14 protein-coding genes are annotated in these 19,380 nt (G+C 47.0%); 7 read left to right on the top strand and 7 right to left on the bottom strand.

Annotated features, from left to right (window positions below):
- Positions 1-17 precede the first annotated feature (17 nt).
- On the bottom strand, positions 18-899 hold the full coding sequence (locus tag EKG38_RS00205; protein ID WP_126517581.1) for a radical SAM protein: 882 nt from the start codon (positions 897-899) through the stop codon (positions 18-20).
- Positions 900-1,341: 442 nt separating this feature from the next.
- Between EKG38_RS00205 and EKG38_RS00200 the strand changes: the two genes are divergently transcribed.
- Positions 1,342-1,587 (top strand): hypothetical protein, encoded by a 246-nt coding sequence (locus EKG38_RS00200; protein ID WP_126517579.1) that lies wholly within the window; start codon positions 1,342-1,344, stop codon positions 1,585-1,587.
- Positions 1,588-1,672: 85 nt separating this feature from the next.
- On the opposite strand, the gene EKG38_RS00195 is transcribed toward EKG38_RS00200, so the two are convergent.
- The 3 genes from EKG38_RS00195 to EKG38_RS00185 form a co-directional block, all read right to left on the bottom strand.
- A complete protein-coding gene (locus tag EKG38_RS00195) occupies positions 1,673-2,140 on the bottom strand; it encodes a GNAT family N-acetyltransferase (protein ID WP_126517577.1) in 468 nt (155 codons plus the stop codon).
- Between the two features lie 126 nt (positions 2,141-2,266).
- Positions 2,267-3,859 (bottom strand): DHA2 family efflux MFS transporter permease subunit, encoded by a 1,593-nt coding sequence (locus tag EKG38_RS00190; protein ID WP_246033040.1) that lies wholly within the window; start codon positions 3,857-3,859, stop codon positions 2,267-2,269.
- A gap of 3 nt (positions 3,860-3,862) precedes the next feature.
- Complete coding sequence (locus EKG38_RS00185; protein ID WP_126517575.1) at positions 3,863-4,921, bottom strand: HlyD family secretion protein; 1,059 nt, start codon at positions 4,919-4,921, stop codon at positions 3,863-3,865.
- A 97-nt stretch (positions 4,922-5,018) separates the two neighbouring features.
- Here EKG38_RS00185 and EKG38_RS00180 point away from each other — a divergent pair, with 97 nt between their 5' ends.
- The 3 genes from EKG38_RS00180 to EKG38_RS00170 all read left to right on the top strand — a co-directional run bounded on the left by EKG38_RS00180 (position 5,019) and on the right by EKG38_RS00170 (position 8,172).
- Positions 5,019-5,948, top strand: coding sequence for a LysR family transcriptional regulator (locus EKG38_RS00180; protein WP_126517573.1), 930 nt, complete (start codon positions 5,019-5,021; stop codon positions 5,946-5,948).
- 114 nt (positions 5,949-6,062) lie between these two features.
- Positions 6,063-6,791 carry a YebC/PmpR family DNA-binding transcriptional regulator gene (locus EKG38_RS00175; protein ID WP_126517571.1) on the top strand — a complete coding sequence of 243 codons (729 nt, stop codon included), beginning with the start codon at positions 6,063-6,065 and terminating at the stop codon, positions 6,789-6,791.
- A gap of 358 nt (positions 6,792-7,149) precedes the next feature.
- Positions 7,150-8,172 (top strand): DUF4382 domain-containing protein, encoded by a 1,023-nt coding sequence (locus tag EKG38_RS00170; RefSeq protein ID WP_126517569.1) that lies wholly within the window; start codon positions 7,150-7,152, stop codon positions 8,170-8,172.
- Positions 8,173-8,516: 344 nt separating this feature from the next.
- Here the strand turns inward: EKG38_RS00170 and EKG38_RS00165 are convergent, their stop codons facing one another.
- The 3 genes from EKG38_RS00165 to zntR all read right to left on the bottom strand — a co-directional run bounded on the left by EKG38_RS00165 (position 8,517) and on the right by zntR (position 12,669).
- On the bottom strand, positions 8,517-10,364 hold the full coding sequence (locus EKG38_RS00165) for a multiheme c-type cytochrome (RefSeq protein WP_126517567.1): 1,848 nt from the start codon (positions 10,362-10,364) through the stop codon (positions 8,517-8,519).
- Between the two features lie 533 nt (positions 10,365-10,897).
- Positions 10,898-12,187, bottom strand: a complete 1,290-nt coding sequence (locus tag EKG38_RS00160; protein ID WP_126517565.1) for an SO_0444 family Cu/Zn efflux transporter — start codon at positions 12,185-12,187, stop codon at positions 10,898-10,900.
- Positions 12,188-12,189: 2 nt separating this feature from the next.
- On the bottom strand, positions 12,190-12,669 hold the full coding sequence (zntR, locus tag EKG38_RS00155; protein WP_126517564.1) for a Zn(2+)-responsive transcriptional regulator: 480 nt from the start codon (positions 12,667-12,669) through the stop codon (positions 12,190-12,192).
- Between the two features lie 404 nt (positions 12,670-13,073).
- Between zntR and purH the strand changes: the two genes are divergently transcribed.
- The 3 genes from purH (at position 13,074) to EKG38_RS00140 (ending at position 19,363) form a co-directional block, all read left to right on the top strand.
- Entirely contained in the window at positions 13,074-14,678 is a 1,605-nt protein-coding gene (gene purH / locus EKG38_RS00150) for a bifunctional phosphoribosylaminoimidazolecarboxamide formyltransferase/IMP cyclohydrolase (protein WP_126517562.1), read from the top strand.
- 81 nt (positions 14,679-14,759) lie between these two features.
- Complete coding sequence (purD, locus tag EKG38_RS00145) at positions 14,760-16,052, top strand: phosphoribosylamine--glycine ligase (protein WP_126517560.1); 1,293 nt, start codon at positions 14,760-14,762, stop codon at positions 16,050-16,052.
- A 305-nt stretch (positions 16,053-16,357) separates the two neighbouring features.
- Positions 16,358-19,363 (top strand): hypothetical protein, encoded by a 3,006-nt coding sequence (locus EKG38_RS00140; RefSeq protein WP_126517558.1) that lies wholly within the window; start codon positions 16,358-16,360, stop codon positions 19,361-19,363.
- The last annotated feature ends 17 nt before the right edge of the window (positions 19,364-19,380 follow it).

The raw sequence follows: 19,380 nt of genomic DNA, 5'->3' as shown, positions 1-19,380 counted from the left end.
AAGATTTACAGTGAGGACTAAAGCCCCCGCTGCCACTCCTGCCTTAAGCCGCTCAGCTGCGGCTTAGTCATGGCCTGCTCCACTTCTGCAACCAATCTGTCCTTGTCTTTACCTAAGGTCCCTTTCAACACGAGGTAATTTGAAGCGTGGTCCGAGCGAAAAATCGTTTTATCCAGCTCAAGGTGCCTCAACAGGGTGAGCATCTCGACGAATAAACCATGTTGATCCGGCAGCTGAAAATGCCCATCGTAGCTCGCATCCATACGCTCTGTCCCCAGAGGCAGTGTGACCACCAAGGTTGAGAGGTACTCTGGCTGAGCCGCATTCATTAACTTAGCCGAGTTGATGGCATGTTGCGTTGATAATTCGGTGCCGCCGAGTCCATTTAAAATCATCACCGAAGATTTAATCCCTGCCGCTTTTATCTTTTTCAGTGCCGCGAGTGACGAGTCAAAACTTTCACCTTTTTCAATACGGCGCAGCACCTCATCATCACCACTCTCGCAACCGATATAGAGCAAGGATAAACCCAGCGCCTTCAACCGGGACAACTCTTCAGTGGTCTTATTCTTAAGATTTCTTGGCAGGCAGTAACTACTGATCCGGGTGACGTCGGGCAGGTGCTCACGGATCAACAAACAGATGGCCTCTAGTCTGTCGAAGGGCAGGATCATCGCATCGCCATCGGCGAGAAACACCCGATGAACCGAGCGACCAGTTTCTGCAACCGCAATAATATCCGCAGCAATCTTATCCAGCTTCTGCGCCCTAAAGCGTTTCTGCGGCGCGGTATACATGTCACAAAAGGTGCAACGATTCCAGCTACAACCGTTAGTCACCTGCAGAATAAGTGACTTCCATTCCGATGGGGGACGAAACAGAGGCTCAATATAGTTCAAAGGCTAACACTCCCTAAAAAAGAACACGCAATATCCACAGACATAAACAGATAAGTTTCAACCTGGTTCAAAGGCTAACACTCCCTAAAAAAGAACACGCTATATCCACAGCCATAAACAGATAAGTTTCAACCTGGTTCAAAGGCTAACACTCCCTAAAAAAGAACACGCAATATCCACAGCCATAAACAGATAAGTTTCAACCTGATTCAAAGGTTAACACTCACTAATAAAGAAAAAAACGATGAATTGTGAACAAGTTCTCATGTTTTCACATCTACTACTCACAAATGAGTAGAATTTGATCTAGTTCAATTTTTATTCAGTATTTTTTGCTAAAGTGCATCCATTCTGAGTTTGTACAAATTTGGCAAACTCACATTCCCCATCTGGGCAGTGAAGAAAACAGGCGCATCGGCCTGCATACGTAAAGATAATAATTATGCAAATAGCACAACAACTGAAAGACAGAAGAGAGACTGATCTGCATCATGACCTTCATTGGGACTCTATGACTGCAGAGCAAAAAATTGCTCTCTATAACCTGCACCGATTTGGCTATCGGCTGTTGTTTGTTCGCCATATGCATTCTGGACCTTTGGCTGTGATCTCTCAACAAAATCATCTGGCAACGATCAGTTCTCATGGTGAAGTGGATTACAAGACAGATATCCAACTAAGGGATTAATCTCAACGAAGTTGTTAGATTATTACTCAGAGAGGAGCGCTGAAAAGTGCTCCTTTTATTTATTCTGCTCTCTCGAAAACGTATATTAAATATCAGCTTCACCAGATTGGTATAACATATCCAGATGCGGGATCCCATCTTCCAGATAAACTTCAGAAACAGGTTCAAAGCCCAGCTTTTGATAGAATGCCTTGAGGTATTCCTGTCCGCCTAATTGAATATTTTGATCGGGCCAATATCTCTTTGTCAGCCTGATAGCCTCTGTCATCAATGAATGGGCGACTCCGCCGCCTCTGGCCTGCTCGGCTACCACAACACGTCCGATACTGGCATCGGCATAGCTGACTCCGGGTGCGAGTAATCGAGCATAAGCCACAATCTCTCCCGCTTCATTTCGCCCAAGCAGGTGACGAGTTTCACTATGGCGGTCTTTTTCATCTAATTCCGGATAGGGGCAGTTTTGCTCAACCACAAAAATATCGACCCTAAGCTTTAATGACTCATACAACTCATCTACCGAAAGCTCATTAAATGTCAGAACGCTCCACTGCATACCATCTCCCCGATTAGTCTATTAAACAGTATAAAAAATCAGTGTAACACCGCCATACCAAAAGGGGGATTCAGAACGCCGGAGTTCGTCAGATAACTGGCGATATAGACTTAAATGACCCGGCTATTAATCGCTGCGTTTCCTTATCGAGAGCACTGCGGCAACGGCGATGAGCAATAAGCATGAGATAATAAAAAAGACATCGTTATAGGCACTGATATAGGCCTGCTGCGTCATAGTCTGTCCCAAGAGTGCATTGGCTTGCGCCGCAGCGGTAACAGGGTCAGACCCCGCCTGAATGAAAACATTCGCCGTCTGCATCAGATAATCATTAGCTATCGGGCTCACGGCCGGCAGGGTCTCTTTAATATGAGCCAGATGCTCCCTGGAGAGGTTATCGGTCAGGGTGGACACTAAGGCGATACCACATGCACCACCTAAATTACGCATCACATTGAGCACCGTCGATGCCGATGCATTCTCATGGGGCTTAATATGCATAGTCGCGATGATGCCGATAGGTACCAGAATAAAGGGCTGCCCCAGTGCACGCACGATTTGTGATGAAATCATCTGATCGCCGGCATAATCGGCGGTCATATGACTATTCATGTAATAACTTAGCGAAAACATCAAGAAACCAAACGCCGCCAGATAACGGCCATCGAAACGTTCCATCAATTTAGGCACAAACGGCAGAACCAGTAGCTGTGGGAACCCCATCCACATAATCACCTCACCAATTTCGAGAGGGCTATAATCATGGATCTGTGACAGGTAGAGAGGGATCATATAGATAGCACCAAACAGAGCCATCCCCAATAAAAAATAGGCCATTGTAGAGAGAGCAAAATCCCTCTGCCCCAGCAACCTTAGATTGACCAGAGGCTCACTCTTCTTGAGCTGAATATAGATAAACAAACCTATGTTTATCACCGCAATAATCGACAGATATTGAATGAGATCAGATCCAAACCAATCTTTACGGTTGCCCTCCTCAAGCACCACCTCTAAGCAGCCCATTCCTATGGCCATGGTGATGATACCTGACAGGTCCACATTCCTTAATTTTTCCCAAATAACGGGCTTTTTCTCTAAGCCATAGGCCAGCATCGCCATAACGATAAGCCCAGGTGGAACATTGATGTAAAACAGGTAATGCCAACTAAACTGCTCGGTTAACCAACCTCCTAACGTGGGCCCGATCGATGGAGCAAAAGTGGCTGTGATCCCAAACAGGGCCATCCCCACAGCGCGTTTTTCATCGGGAAGAAATTCGAGTATTAAACGAAATGCCAAGGGAATAAGCGCGCCACCGAAGAAGCCCTGCATCGCGCGAAACGCGATCATCGACTCTAAATTCCACGAGATTGAACATAATAAGGAAGCAAAGATAAAGGCCGAAGTCGTCCATAACAGATAGCGTCTCACCGACAAGCCCTGACTCAGCCAACCGGACAGAGGAATTGCTATCATCTCTGCGACCAGATAAGCCGTCGCTATCCATGACCCCTCCTCGAGGGTAGCGCCCAGACTCCCCTGGATCTCTTTCATCGAAGCATTGGTGATCTGAATATCCAGAATCGCCATAAATGCACCAATCAGCCCGCCAAATACTGCGATCCATGCTCGGCGACTACCACGCTCATAACCCTGTGGCTTTGTCTCAATAGAGAGACTAACAGCGCCATTCACTTCCCCATTGACGATAGCACTCATCTCTTAATGACCGATGTTAGCAGCAAGTGCGCTATCTAATGACAATGTTGTGGTATCGACCTTAACGATCGCACTCAAGCCTGGAACGAGTCTCTCCCGTTCCTCACCGAGTTCCAGGCGGATCCTCACCGGAATACGCTGAACAATCTTGGTAAAATTCCCCGTCGCATTTTCCGCGGGTAACAGACTAAATTTGGCACCGGAAGCCGGCGAAAGGCTATCGATAACACCTGCAAAGGTTTTGTCGGGAAACGCATCGAGATTGACCTGAACCGACTGGCCGGGCTGCATATGTTGGATCTGAGTCTCTTTGAAGTTGGCCGTGATCCAAACAGCCCCGTCCGGTACCAAACTGTAGAGCGCCTGTCCTGGCTGAACGTATTGCCCCTTCAGGGCCCCACGCTTACCTATCACGCCAGAAAATGGCGCCCTGACCTGTGTATCTGCTAACTGGATTTTGGCAAGCTCTAAACCCGCCTTAGCCTTCACGACATTCGCATCGGCCTGTAACAGTTGCGCATTAAATACTGCAAGCTCTCGTTGCTTTGCAACCAAGGCCGCATTAGCTTCATCAAGATGGGCGACAGAAGACCCGAAACTCGCTTGCATCTGATCCACGTCATCCTGAGAGCTGTAATTCTTCTCTTTTAGCTTCTTAGATCGGCGCAACTGTTGCTCCGATCGCAACCGATCCGAACCTGCTGCTGCGACTCCCGCCTGAGCCTGAGCGATCAGTGCGTGTTGCAGCTCTACTTTAGCGGAAAGGGTTTGCAACTCTGCTTGTGAGCTATCGAGCTCGGCCTGACTCTGGGCTAACTTAGCTTCATACTGATTATCTTCTAACTGTGCCAGCAACTGGCCTGCTTTGACATGCTGGTTATCGGTGATGTCTGTCATCACCACGTAGCCGGGAACCTTGACGCTGATATGAGAGATATCCGCTTCAACATAGGCATTATCGGTCGACTCGAAGAAACGAACTTGCGTCCACCAGTAATAAGCACCACCAGCTAAGGCTGCAAATATCAGTGGCACCGCAATGAATAATTTACTCTTGGACATACATGACTCCTTGATTAGAGCCCTATAGTCTACTACTGTCTCCTTTAGTTTATTAGATAGTTAAAAATCAACCTACTGTTTCACAGGTGTAACAATCATGGATCTTAATCGCGTACAGATGTTTGCTCAGGTCGTCGAACAAGGCAGTTTTACCGGGGCAGCAAAAGCTTTAGGGTTAACTAAGGCTACGGTTAGCCGAAAAATTGCCGAGTTAGAGGCCGATGCCGGTGTTCAACTCCTGTTTCGTACCACCCGATCGCTAAAACTCACCGAAGCAGGCTCAGCCTATTACAATCGGGTTCATCATATTCTGATCGATCTGAAAAATGCCGAGGATCAACTCAGTGCCAGTCAACAGCTGATCAAGGGGAAACTGAAAATTGTCTGCCCTATCGAGATGGGCCAGCTTTTTTTTGGCAGGATCTTTGCTCGATTTTTAAAAAAATACCCGGATATCTCCATCGAAGCCGAGCTGAGTAACCGAAAGGTAGATGTCATTGAAGAGGGCGTAGATGTCCTGTTTCAAATCACCAGCAGCTCCGACACCCGCCTGCAGACCTACTCCCTACTCAATACAAGTAAGACCTTAATGGCGAGCCCTGAGTATCTGGCACAATACGGCACACCACAAACCCCACAAGACCTCAATAATCATAAGGCGGTCAAGTTAGAGTCGGCACATATTGACGGCAGTTGGACTCTCTTCGACGGGAAAGAGTGGATCACCGTAGAGCCCGAAGCTCAGCTCACCGTGAATAATGTTACCCTTGCCAGAGAGGCAGCCATAGAGGGGTTGGGGATCACCTCGGTACCAACCTTGATAGCCCAGCAAGCCATAGATAAGCATCTGCTAATTCCGCTTCTGGAAGATTTCCCCATGGCACAGACAAAGATCACCATGAGCATACCACAGCGTGCATATCTACCCAGGAAGTACCGCGTCTTTATCGAGTTTATCTACCGAGCTATGAGCGAAAACCCCGATAATCACCTGCTGGATATTCCAGACTTCGTCTCGTTAAAGTGAGTTTTTCGGGCTTAAAATCAAAGATTCTTAAATTAAAAAGCTCATCTCTGCAAAAAGAATGATAAAGCTGCTAACATTGCAGGCAATTTTTTAAGCTTAGTGAGATAGAGCAAGATGGGAAGAGCATACCAAAACAAGAAAGAATCCATGGCAAAAACGGCTGGGCAGAAAACCAGAATATATTCTCGCTATGGTAAAGAGCTCTACGTTTGCGCAAAAAATGGTGGTTTCGATCCTGATGGTAACCTTCCACTACGCCAGTTGATCGCCAAGGCCAAGAAAGATCAGGTACCGGCTCATGTTATCGAACGTGCGATCGAAAAGGCCAAGGGTGGCGGCGGTGAAGATTATGAAACTGCACGTTACGAAGGCTTTGGTCCCGGTGGCTGCATGGTCATCGTCGATTGCTTAACCGACAACGGCAAGCGCACCTTCACCGAAGTGCGTCAGGCATTCGTTAAAAATGACGCCAAACTGGGTGGCCCGGGTACCGTCGGTCACATGTTCGAACACCAAGCCATTTTTGTTTTCCCCGGTGAAGATGAAGAAGAGATTTTAGAGATGTTGATGATGGCCGATGTCGACGTCACAGATGTTGAAGTCGAAGATGGCATGATCAGTGTCTATGCACCGAATACCGAGTTTTACAAGACTAAGACCGCATTGAACGAAGCGATGCCTGAAGTCGAATTCGTGGTTGAAGAGATCACCTTCATCCCGCAAACCATGACAGACATTACCGATCCTGAAGTGGTCGAGCAGTTAGAGAAGTTCCTGGCAGCCCTCGAAGATTGTGATGACGTACAGAACGTCTATCACAATGCGGAGCTTCCGGAAAACTAAGCCTCATCTATAGCTCGGCAAGAGCACCTAGAAATGAACCTGTGTCATCACCTACCCGGCTGCTGGCACAGTCATTTATCCCCACTAAATCCCACTCAAAATTGGGCTGAATTTATTGACACCAGCCAACAAATTGTCACTTTCTCTACTAAAAAGCAATGAGCAAATTCATCTGCATAAAAAAACTAAAAAACTTACTCAAACCCAGTAAAAATCATGGCTTCAAGGTAGACAATATTTCAATTAGTCCTATGATTAATAGCAATAGATACTATCTCTCAGGCAGTGGAGATAATCAATGTCAGATATGAAACCATAAAAATCTGGCCGCTGCCGTTTACATAATCGAAGGTAACTTATGAAACACACTAAGACAATACTCGCTATCACCCTGACGAGTTTGCTTGCAGCATGTGGCGGTAGCGATGATAACTCGACTCCACCTCTCCCCGAATCAGGAGTATTTAGCCTAGGTGTATCGGATAATCCAGCCCTAGCCGACAAGGTCAATATAGCCTTTAAACAAGTCGTCTTAAAGGGCGCAGATGGCTCAATATCATTCGATGTTTCTGACAGCGAAGGAAACGCCAACCAAGTAGATTTACTCGAATTCCAAGGCCAAAGTGTGGCCAACTTGGTGACTGATGAAAGCGTCCCTCTAGGTGAGTACCAGATGTGTATCTACATGGAAAATAGAGAAGTCGCCGACGAGACTAGCTCCTATGTAAAGGTTGGCGATGCTATTGAGGGATTAGTCACTAACAGTAACGGTTCCTGTGGTGGTGTGGGTGCGGATGAACCCAACACGGGCCGGCTATTCTTAAATAAGGCCGTCACAATTACCGCAGATAGTAACAGGTACGTTGCCGAATTCAATCTCGCCAAAGGTCTGCAGGCCCCCCATGGTAATAAAGCTTACTGGACGCTTAAACCCACTTCAGTACAACTCGTTAATATTACTGAGGTCAGCGCTATTTCAGGTAGCGTTCATAACGATGTTCTGACAGCTTGTGAAAGTACCTCTCCCGGTTATAGCGATCTTGGCTTGGCTGTCTATCTCTACCCTCAAGATACCTTAATCGGTGCGATGGAAGACTTCAGACCCGAAGCCACTCTAACTGCGCCACTGGCTGCAGCAAGAGCTAAGCCGGAGTTTGAAGAAGATGGAGTCACAATCACAGGTTACAACTATGAGTTTGGCTTTATCGCAGCTGATAGTTATCAATTAGGCTTTACCTGTGTCGCCGATAATGATGATCCGGAAACTGAGCAAGGTGCCAGCACAGATCCGGTATTTTTCATTCATCAAGCCACATCTGAAAATGTCGTCGTTATCTTAGGTGCAACGTCAATCTATGATTTTACACCGCCAGTGATCTAATACTAACTAGGGCTCAAGTTTAGAGGAACAAATAGGGCACTCGAATGAGTGCCCTATTTTTGAGAGCATTAGTTTTGAGTGGCCATCATCACTACCTATCTGGTCGCCACCCGCTCTCCCGGATTTTTCAGATGGGTATCTAAAAAGTTGGTAGTATCAAGTCCTGTCCAGCCAGATATGTAAACTGCAGGCAACAAAAAGGGCCCCTAAGGGCCCTTGGCTAACCGAACATTCATCTGGTCTGTCACATCGATATCTAGTGTCTTAAAACGGCGGCCTGCAGGGTAACCGTGTATCAATTCAATATCTGACGAAGGGCTGACCCAAATGAACATCCATTGTGTCTAACGTTCAAACTGGTGGAACTTCTCGATACCGTAAGACTTACCCTCGGCATGACAAGTTGCACAAGATTCATTAGTCGGGGTCAGATACCACTCATCACCTAGATCTGTTGTTAGTGTGTTAATCTCACCACCGTTACTCATCATATGATTCTTTGCCTGCTCATCGTTATGGCACGCAAAGCAGTTTGCAGTAATTTGACTCGTCACCACACCATCTGATCCACCATTAAATGATTTAGAGGGCATATATTGATTTGGCATTTCGTAAAGATCTACCACACTATCGTGACAGGCCACACAATTAACGGCATCTAGCGCCGCGGCTGAGTTATATTCTTTTTCACCATCAACAATTTTGTAACTGCCCTCACCCCAGTGCTTACCGTGGATCATAGGACCAAAGCCGGGCCCTGAATAACCAGCTCTTCTGTCTTTACCCGTATAGTGGCACGACAAACAGCTCATCCCGCCATCTGCAAACCCGCCGGATTTATGAAACTCACCATGAGAATTATGGCAAGTGGTACAACTCTCAGCTGTCACATTGAAGCGACGCGCCTCTTCACTGCCATCGGCAAATAGTGCTGCAGATTTGCTGCTAATGATCACTTGATCACCTTCATTTGGTGAAAAAGTCACACGAGATAGGGCCATCAGACCTGTATCATCTCCATCAGGAGCCACATAAGTCGTACAATACTCACGACTGCCATCTTCATTGTCAGTCGAACTTGTAGTTCCTGACGCGGAATCTGTTATGTTGCCATGGAACTTCATAAAGCTCATGCTAATCGCTATCTCACCGGCGTCGACCATCTCACCAATATTAAGTGCAACCTCCTCTTCACCAGCAGTATTGAGAAGCGATAGTGTCGTACAACTTAACTCCCCCTTCAGCTCAGGTGTGCTGGTGACAGTATAGTGAACCTCATCGATAGTTTGCTGCTGTGGCATTTTTGTATGCAAAGATCGGAAGTCCTGATCGGCGGCAAAAGCGTTCAAGTTTACAGGTGCAGTAACACCAGCTTCGATATGACAATCTAAGCAAGTATCTGTTGTATATACTTGTGTAATGGGCTCTGCATGACAAGTATAACAATTAGAGGGAGCAAACCCGGTTTCAAACTGCTGATGATTAATATGACCAATCTTTTGCAGGGTGTTCTTCGCATAGCCGCCGGTATTCAATGAGCTACCGCTATCATCCACATCGCGAGCGACATGGTTATGACATGCCATACAGCCGGCAACCAAGTCTGTTTCGCCATCAGGATTTATTGCCGTATAGCTCGAATGTTTAATTGAGGAGGCTAAGAAGTCCACGTGACAGCTCTGGCAAGTTGCCGTCGATGTCGTATGAATATTTTCAGTTTTATCGACAACCATGTAACGGGACTTGGCAATATTATCGCCACCACCAACCGCTAAACGAATAAGTCCTTCGGTGCCCGCATTTACCGCCGCCATAGGCGCGATAAATTCGTAACGTCCATTATCGGTCATAGTCAGGCTAGCACCTTCTGTAGAGGTATTGGCACTGCCACCCACTGAGCCGTCACGGCTACGTTGGATCCCTTTCTCGGTTAACGCCGCCACTTCTGCGCTGGCTTCCCCAAGACCCGTGATCAACACGCCTTCCTCATTGGTGATCTCAAACTCGAATCGAACCAGCCCCTCTTCAAGGGCGTAAGAGATCACGTCAACATTAGTGACTTGTGAACTCTCCACCGTTGGAGGTGGCGGTGTGGTTCCGTCTTCGCCATCTTCACCATCACTGCCACAGGCACTTAGACCTATGGTTCCAGCTACTACCAAAGCCAGGTAACGCTTATTAAACACTTTCATTGCCACTCCCCATTTTACTTTTTTTATCATTGCGATCGGGTCGCCATCTATAATTACATTAACGTTTGTAGGGATTTATTTATTGAAAACTGGCCGAAAATTTGAGCCGAGTCAAAGGAGTAGAGCCGAAAAATCAGAGTGATAACTAAACACTAAAGAGCTAACCCATGAAGATAAACAGTGTATACAAAACCACCAAACAACGAGGAGAAGCTTGGGTAACATTCAACACACTTGTTTCAATTAACGTACACTGAAAACAAGCTTAATCCAGCTCAAGAAGATTGTTTAACCAGCTGAATTACAAAACTTTAACGACCAAACAGCATTAGCACCTCATGATTTAAGTATTTGCGGTTCACAATGGTAAATTGCAAGAATCAAATTCGATAAGTTGAAGTTAACGAGATCTGACAGTTCGGCTATCAGACTTTTCACAAGCATCGGACATATTTTAAAAACTTTGACAGGCCAGCAACCAATAAAAAAGGGCCTATCAAAGGCCCTCTCTTTTAAAACATTTTACTTTAAACCTAAGAACAGCAATCTCTGCGCCACCAGTTCTTAGGAAGCTTCTCAAGCAGTACTTTCAACATCAATATCGCCAGCACGACACCAGAGGTGTAAACCACGACAGATGGCAAGAGATTATGTTGCTCACCAATTTGCGGCATAACTTCAAAGCCAAAGGTATCGACTAGATAATTCACCAAAATACCAGAGACAAGTGCGACACCCAATACCCCACCGAGATAACCAAATAGCGCTCGTTTCCCAAGCTCTTTAGTCACGACGCCTAAGGTGGCGATATTGGTAGCCGGGCCCGCGAGCATAAACACCAATACAGCACCGGGGGATACGCCCGCCAACAGTAAGCCTGCAGCAATAGGCGTCGAAGCCGTGGCGCAGATATACATAGGAATAGAGATAAGTACCATCACCAACATAGCTAAGATACCATCCCCCCACTTAACCATAAAATCACCCGGCACATAGGTCTGTACTAACGCGGCAAAAAATAACCCGATTAATAACCATACCGTGATATCACGTACCAGATCCGTTGCAGCAAAGTGTAACCCCTTACCGATACGACTGATAACAGAGGTTCCTTTTAGCTCAGTAGCAACATCTTTGGTCGATTCACAGCAGCTTTCACTTTCACCACTAGCTTCACTCTTTTGTGAACTACAGCATGAAGCTTTGGGCTCCTCAGCTTTTGTCTTACTGCTACAACAAGTTGAAAGTTCAGGCTCCTCAGCTTTTACCTTACTGCTACAACAAGATGAAACTTCAGGCTCCTCAACTTTTGACTTACTGCTACAGCAAGATGAAACTTCAGGCTCCTTAGCTTTTGTCTTGCTGCCACAGCAAGATTCACTCCCCTCACCGCTTTCTTTTACTTTTGGTTGAATTTCCGCAGGAGTATCATCATCTCGCCCAACCAGCAGGCCTGCCACTATCGCGCTGATGACAGCCGCAATAGGCCTGGCTATTGCCATGAAAGGGCCAAGCAATACATAAGATACGGTCACCGAATCGACACCGGTCTCGGGAGTGGAGACTAAGAATGAGGTTGTCGCGGCTTTAGAAGCACCGGATCGTCTCAAGCCAACCGCAGCCGGAATAACTCCGCAGGAGCATAAAGGCAGAGGTGCACCCAGTACCGCAGCTTTTACCGTAGCTTTAAACCCATGGCCGCCGAGCTGTTTTTGCATCCATGCCATTGGCACAAACATTTTCAGCATGCCTGCTAATACGAGACCCAGCAATAACCAGGGGGCTGAATCTAAAAACAGGTCCATAAAATTCGCTAACAACATACCTAACCCTTATTCTGACAATTTTTTGTATACTGTGATTTATCATGATGATGAGCGTGATTTTCACACTTAATGTTATCGGTATTTGACTCTAACGCTTCTAAGATAGAGCAATGCTCGGCACTCTCAGGCCCTCCACAACAGGCATCCGACAGACGCTGTAGTGACACTTGAAAGTGGTTTAGCTCGGAAATTTTTTCATTCACTTGAGCCAACTTGCTATCCACCAAGCCTTTAACATCGGCGCATGCCCAGTTGGATTTGTCTAACTCTATAGAAAGAAGTTCGGTGATCTCGGCTAAGGTAAAGCCGACCGCCTTGGCTCTTAATATAAAACGCAATCGCTCCGCATCACTCTCACTGTATAAACGGTAACCCGAGTCACTGCGTGAGGAAGGTGCCAACAAGCCATGTTTTTCATAAAATCGTAATGTGTCGGCCTTCACTTCACATAGCTTAGCCAGCTCGCCAATTCGATACATATATCGCCCTTATCTATGACCACTATGAGCCTTGAATATTACAGAGTATAAACCTTGGAGTTAAATCCAAGGTCAAGGGTTATGGTGCGATAAAAAAGACTCAATAACCCTTTTTAATAAACAGAGTGTGAAGCGCAGCACAAATTAGCCACTTTCATAAACAACACAACTTCGAAACGCTTCCGTTATCTGAGGGCGTTGTTCGCAAAAGCGTATTGTGAAATCGTGCAGAAAAAAAAAGCCTAGGGATACTTTTTACGTTAAAATACGCGCGCTACGAAACGGGAGCGACTAAAGAAGCTAGAGTTGAGGGACTTTTGGAAAACGGTTAAGCATTACAATTTATTATGCTGTTCTGTTTTCCGAAAGATCCTTAAAAATAACTACTGGACCCTGTACCCAAAATGAATAATGCCAGACCCATTCGTCGCGCGCTGTTAAGCGTTTCAGATAAAACCGGAATCCTTGAGTTTGCAAAATCTCTACACGCTCAAGGCGTAGAACTGCTATCTACTGGTGGCACCGCCCGCCTTTTGGCTGATAACGGTGTGCCTGTCATTGAAGTATCGGATCATACCGGACATCCTGAAATTATGGATGGTCGTGTTAAGACCCTGCACCCTAAAGTGCATGGCGGTATCTTAGCGCGCCGCGGTATCGACGAACTCGTCATGGAACAAAACAACATCAAGCCTATCGACCTGGTTGCCGTCAACCTGTATCCATTCGCAGAGACTGTGGCGAAAGAGGGTTGTACTTTGGCCGATGCAGTCGAAAATATCGATATCGGCGGTCCAACTATGGTTCGCTCTACGGCGAAAAACCATAAAGACACCACCATCATAGTTAACGCGAGTGATTACGACCGCGTTATTGCTGAGATGAATGCTAATGAAGGCAGCACGACGCTGGAGACTCGCTTCGATTTAGCTATCGCCGCGTTCGAGCACACCGCAGCTTATGACGGCATGATTGCGAATTACTTCGGCACTCAGGTACCGGCACACAGTAAAGATGAGTGCCATGCCGACTCTAAGTTCCCTCGCACCTACAATACTCAGCTGGTGAAGAAACAAGATCTGCGTTACGGCGAAAACAGCCACCAGACAGCGGCTTTCTATGTCGACTCCCCCTCTCTTAACGGCCAGGGCGATGAAGCTTCTGTCGCTAGCGCCATTCAGCTACAGGGTAAGGCATTGTCTTACAACAACATCGCCGATACCGATTCCGCACTAGAGTGCGTGAAAGAGTTCAGCGAACCCGCTTGTGTCATCGTTAAGCATGCTAACCCATGTGGCGTGGCTATAGGCAGTGATCTTCTCGATGCCTATAACCGTGCTTTTAAAACCGATCCGACCTCGGCCTTCGGTGGCATCATCGCTTTCAATGGTGAATTAGATGCGGCGACAGCCAGCGCAATCGTTGAACGCCAATTTGTCGAGGTCATCATCGCACCGAAAGTGAGCCAAGCCGCTCGCGATATCGTGGCTGCAAAAGCCAACCTTCGTCTTCTCGAGTGTGGCGAGTGGAACACTAAGACCACTAGCTTAGATTATAAGCGCGTCAACGGTGGACTGCTGCTGCAAGACAGAGACCAAGGTATGGTCAGCATGGATGACGTGAAAGTGGTTTCAAAGCGTCAACCCACCGCAGCCGAGATGAAAGATCTGATGTTCTGCTGGAAAGTGGCTAAGTTCGTTAAATCAAACGCCATCGTTTACGCTAAAAACAGCATGACTATCGGGGTGGGTGCAGGCCAGATGAGTCGCGTATACAGCGCTAAGGTGGCTGGCATTAAGGCTGCCGATGAAGGGCTGGAAGTTCAGGATTCAGTCATGGCGTCCGATGCCTTCTTCCCATTCCGTGATGGTATCGATGCAGCGGCTGCTGCGGGTATCAGCTGTATCATCCAGCCTGGCGGTTCGATTCGTGATGAAGAGATCATTGCCGCTGCAGATGAGCACGGCATGGCGATGGTATTCACCGGAATGCGTCACTTCCGTCATTAATGATAAGAAGGAACTAGGTTCTAGGGTTTAGTTCCTAGTTCCTAGCTCCTCGATCCTAAGAACTTCTTTAAGGATAAAAAAATGAATGTATTAGTCATAGGTGGCGGCGGTCGTGAACATGCATTGGCATGGAAAGCGGCGCAGTCTGCACAGGTCGAAAAAGTCTTTGTAGCCCCGGGTAATGCTGGCACATCTCTGGAGCCAAAATTAGAAAATGTGGCCATTAATGTAGAAGAGATCTCAGCGTTAGTCGCCTTTGCGCAAGAGAAAGCCATTGAGATCACCATTGTCGGCCCTGAAGTCCCGTTGGCACTAGGCGTTGTCGATGCTTTCAATGAAGCGGATTTGCCTATTTTTGGCCCAACCCAAGGTGCGGCACAGCTGGAATCTTCTAAAGCCTTCACAAAAGATTTCTTAGCCCGTCATAACATTCCAACTGCAGCCTATTCTAATTTCACCGAAATCGCGCCAGCTAAAGCCTACGTGACAGAAGTGACAGCCATGACAGGTTTCCCTATCGTAATTAAGGCCGATGGCCTTGCCGCAGGTAAAGGGGTGATCATTGCCGAAGATCAGGCAGCAGCAGACGCGGCTATCGAAGATATGTTGGCTGGCAATAAATTTGGCGAAGCCGGTTCTCGCGTCGTTATCGAAGAGTTTCTTAAGGGTGAAGAAGCCAGCTTTATTGTCATGGTCGATGGTAAACATATTCTCGCTATGGCCACCAGCCAAGATCATAAAGCCCGTGATAATGGCGATCATGGCCCAAACACCGGCGGCATGGGTGCCTATTCACCCGCTCCGGTAGTTACACAAGCCGTACATGACTGGACTATTAATAACGTTATCCGCCCAACAGTCGATGGCATGGCAGCAGAAGGTAATGTCTATACCGGCTTCCTTTATGCGGGCTTGATGATCTCACCCGATGGCAGTGCTAAGGTATTAGAGTACAACTGCCGTTTCGGCGACCCTGAGACTCAACCGATCATGATGCGCCTGAAATCTGACTTAGTTGAGCTTTGCCTGGCTGCCACCCGTGGCGAGTTAGATAAGGTCACTGCCGAATTCGATAAGCGCGCGGCCGTAGGTGTTGTACTCGCTGCCGGTGGATACCCTGAAGCATACCGAAAGCACGATGTTATCGATGGCTTAGATCTCGGTAACAATGACGCTAAGGTCTTCCATGCCGGTACCTGCATGAAAGAGGCTCGCGTAGTAACCAATGGTGGTCGCGTACTGTGTGCCACCGCTCTGGGTAACAACGTCACTGAGGCACAACAAGCCGCATATGGACTCGTCGATAAGATCCACTGGGATGATGTCTACTTCCGTACCGATATAGCCTACCGCGCTATCTCACGGGAGAGTTAATACCTACCCACGGGAGGGGTAATACCTATTAAGAGGTAATTGACTTAAAACGAGGCAGAGATCACGCTAATCATAGCATGCACTCTTACTGCATAAAAAAGCACCTAATAACCTTGCTGTTATTAGGTGCTTTATTTTTTAAGGGCTAGAGCAAAGCAGTAATAAAAATACCTCTTAAAGTTGCATAACCATTACAATAACCAAATACAAACCAAAGCAACATCATCAAAACACTATAAAGCACCATTGTTACAGACTTTTCATCTGCGTATACTCCAACGCCTTTAAAGCTGGCTGGGGGCCCGATGAGATACCTGTTATTAATGATCACCTTTCTGATCACCGCGTGCGGTGGAAGTGATGGTGACGACACCGCGACACCGACACAAGAGAAATTAACTCACCCAGGGCTCATTGCTCCAGATATCAGGGCTGACTATTCACCCTCTGGCAGCCTGACACCTGTAGTCAATGGTTCTCTGGGTAGTATCAGTTTTACCTTAGCCGACGGCGCAGCTAATGACGTTGTGCGGGTAAATCAAAATAGCCTAACCCTATTAAATGTCGGTCAAACCAAATTAATCGTTACCGATAGTGGTAACAGCCAGTATAAAGCCACAAGCAGATCGCTAAATGTTACTGTCGATAAGGCCAGTCGTGATCCTCTGCTGACTAATAACTACTCTTACTCTTATACTGCCGGAGCGATTCACCAGGTCAGCGTTAGTGGTGCAAAAGGTCAATTGCTCTACGAGCTCAGCGCTGATTATCCTGACGATGTTGTCAAAATAGACATCACTGGTTCGCTAATTGTTTGGGGTGAGGGGCTGACTCAAGTTACCGTCAAAGATGACGGGGGTCGTAACTACCAAAGCAGCGAGAGTCAGTTTTCCATTACCGTTGAAGCTGCTGACTCTCAGTTTGCATCCTACCGAGACATAACCAATAAACCACTGGTTTTTGGTGGCACCCTGCTTCCGATTTATTCAGGCTCACCGAGTAGTGAGATAAGCTTCGCTATCGCAGAGAATGCCAATCAGGATGTTGTGCAGATCCATCCGATAACGGGTGTGATGAACATCAGGGGAGCCGGTGAGACAGAAATTGTCGTCAGCCAGACAGCTGAAGATAATCATCAAGATATCGCCAAGCAAACCTTTAAAGTCAGCATTAACAAAGCCGATAACACAGGTTTGAAAACCAGCGCTCTGACGATCCCATATGGATTCGATGATGAACCAAGACTGCAAGCAACCGGCGCTCAGGGAACACTCACTTTCGAAATTGTCGATGGCGAGTCGACCGATGTGATCAACTTTATCAACAGTGAAACCGGACAATACAGTTTCAGCGGTATCGGTGAGACTAAAGTAAAGATCACTGATGCGGGTAACAGAAACTATCTGAGTAAGACAATCGTTACTACAGTAAAAGTAGAACGTGTTCAATCGGCATCGTTATCTTCGGTAGATCTTGAGAGCTCTTATCAAGAGAACAAGATGATATCGGCACAAGTTGCAAGCAGACAAGGCAAGCTAAGCTTCTCTCTTGCAACTGGCAGCGCAACGGATGTGGTGAGCATAGATGCACAATCGGGGGATATGACGGTACTGAAACCCGGTAAGGCTGAAATAAGTGTCACCGATGATGGCGACCCGTTCTACATACCGCAAACCACCAGTTTCTTTGTGACTATCAACAAACTCACTAACGATCAATTCAGTGTCGATGATAGTCGTGTTAACAATGTCGCTAATAACACAGTGTTTACTCCAAACCCTAGAAATAATCAGGGGCCAGTCACCTACATGATTTCAGCCCAATCGAAGGCCAATGTGTTAACCCAAGACCCGACAACTAAGGTCATCACCTTAACCGGTGCCGGTCGAGGCTGGATAACCGCAACCGATCATGGTAACGATTACTACCTTAGCCAGACAACGGACTTCTACATAGATGTAAACTATGCTGCTGGAACATTGCTAGCAGACCCAATCAGAACCAATTTTGTCGCCGATAAGGTAGTCAGCCTCCCAATTTCAGGTGTCGTCGGACAGCTCAGTTATACTCTGGACAACGGCCAGCCTGGTGATGTTGTCGATATAAATCTTGTTGATCGCACTGTTACCATTAAAAATGCAGGCCATACCAATTACATCATCACAGATTCAGGTAATGGAGCAATCGCCTCCCGCAAAATTTATCTACCAATAACGGTAGAAAAAGCCGCAACGAATGTGAACTTGGGCCTAAATTCGACGCTTGTCGATACGATATATGAAGAGGATAAGCAGCTTACTTCACCTGCTGTATCGGGAACGGCTACTGAGAGTTCAATCAAGTACTTTGTCGATTATAGCGACCGACAAGTAGTGACTGCAGACTCAAGTAGCGGCGCACTGACGATTCAGGGTGCTGGTTCGGCTGAGGTACAAGTAACTGAGGTGAGCCGCAACTTTGAGGACACAATCCGCAGCTTCACCGTTAACGTCGGTAAGGCCAGGCATCCTGGGTTGACCATCGCCAAACAGGTACCCGGCGCGAGTTATTACCCCGGATTGGAGATGGCGCCTGCAGAGCTTGGCAATCAATTCGGTACTCTTAGCTACAAATTCAAACACACAGAAAAACCAGAGGTTTATGATTTAAGCCAGAATGGTACGCTAAGAATCCTACAGTATCCTGGCTCCCGTGGTAATAACTACGTCTATATAACCGTCACCGATGATGGAGGAGATAATTACCTGCCTGATTCAATAGACTACTTTACTCAAGTATCTCCCATCGAAGAGAGAAGCGGTGAGCAATCTGTACTCACATTCGACGGCACCGAGCTTTCGATAATCTCTCTTATCGATGTGGCAGCCGGAGACATGACATACTTTTCAGCCTTCGATACCCGCTCTGAAGCCGAGACTATGGGTGATAACCTTCAGAAATCTGGCGGTTATACCACTAAGACGGTTTCAGTTTGTCAGGAGCCGGCAAGTTTAGTTGGTTGTGCCCTAATGACAGTCAGGTTGCAAAATACCAGCCATTGTCCCGATGGCAGTAAAATTGCGTATCCCGTAGGTGCGAAAATCCGATATGAGTGCCCGGGTCTCAGACAACCCACAAACTCTGAAGTAACAGTGAGCTTCGATAAAAAAGATGCCTTCAATGCATCACTCTCTGCCGGTACCTATCAGGCTATAGAGCCAATCACCTTGGTGCACTTTGCTAAGCCCTACCGCGCGGGCGGAGTCATCGAGATGGGTGATATTCAAGCCAGAGCATGGTGGCTGATTAAGGTGAATCTGACAGTAAACTAAAGCTGTTATGGCGCTGT

This window comes from Shewanella canadensis (assembly GCF_003966225.1).
Lineage (GTDB): Bacteria > Pseudomonadota > Gammaproteobacteria > Enterobacterales > Shewanellaceae > Shewanella > Shewanella canadensis.
This window is presented reverse-complemented; position numbering and strand designations above follow the sequence as displayed.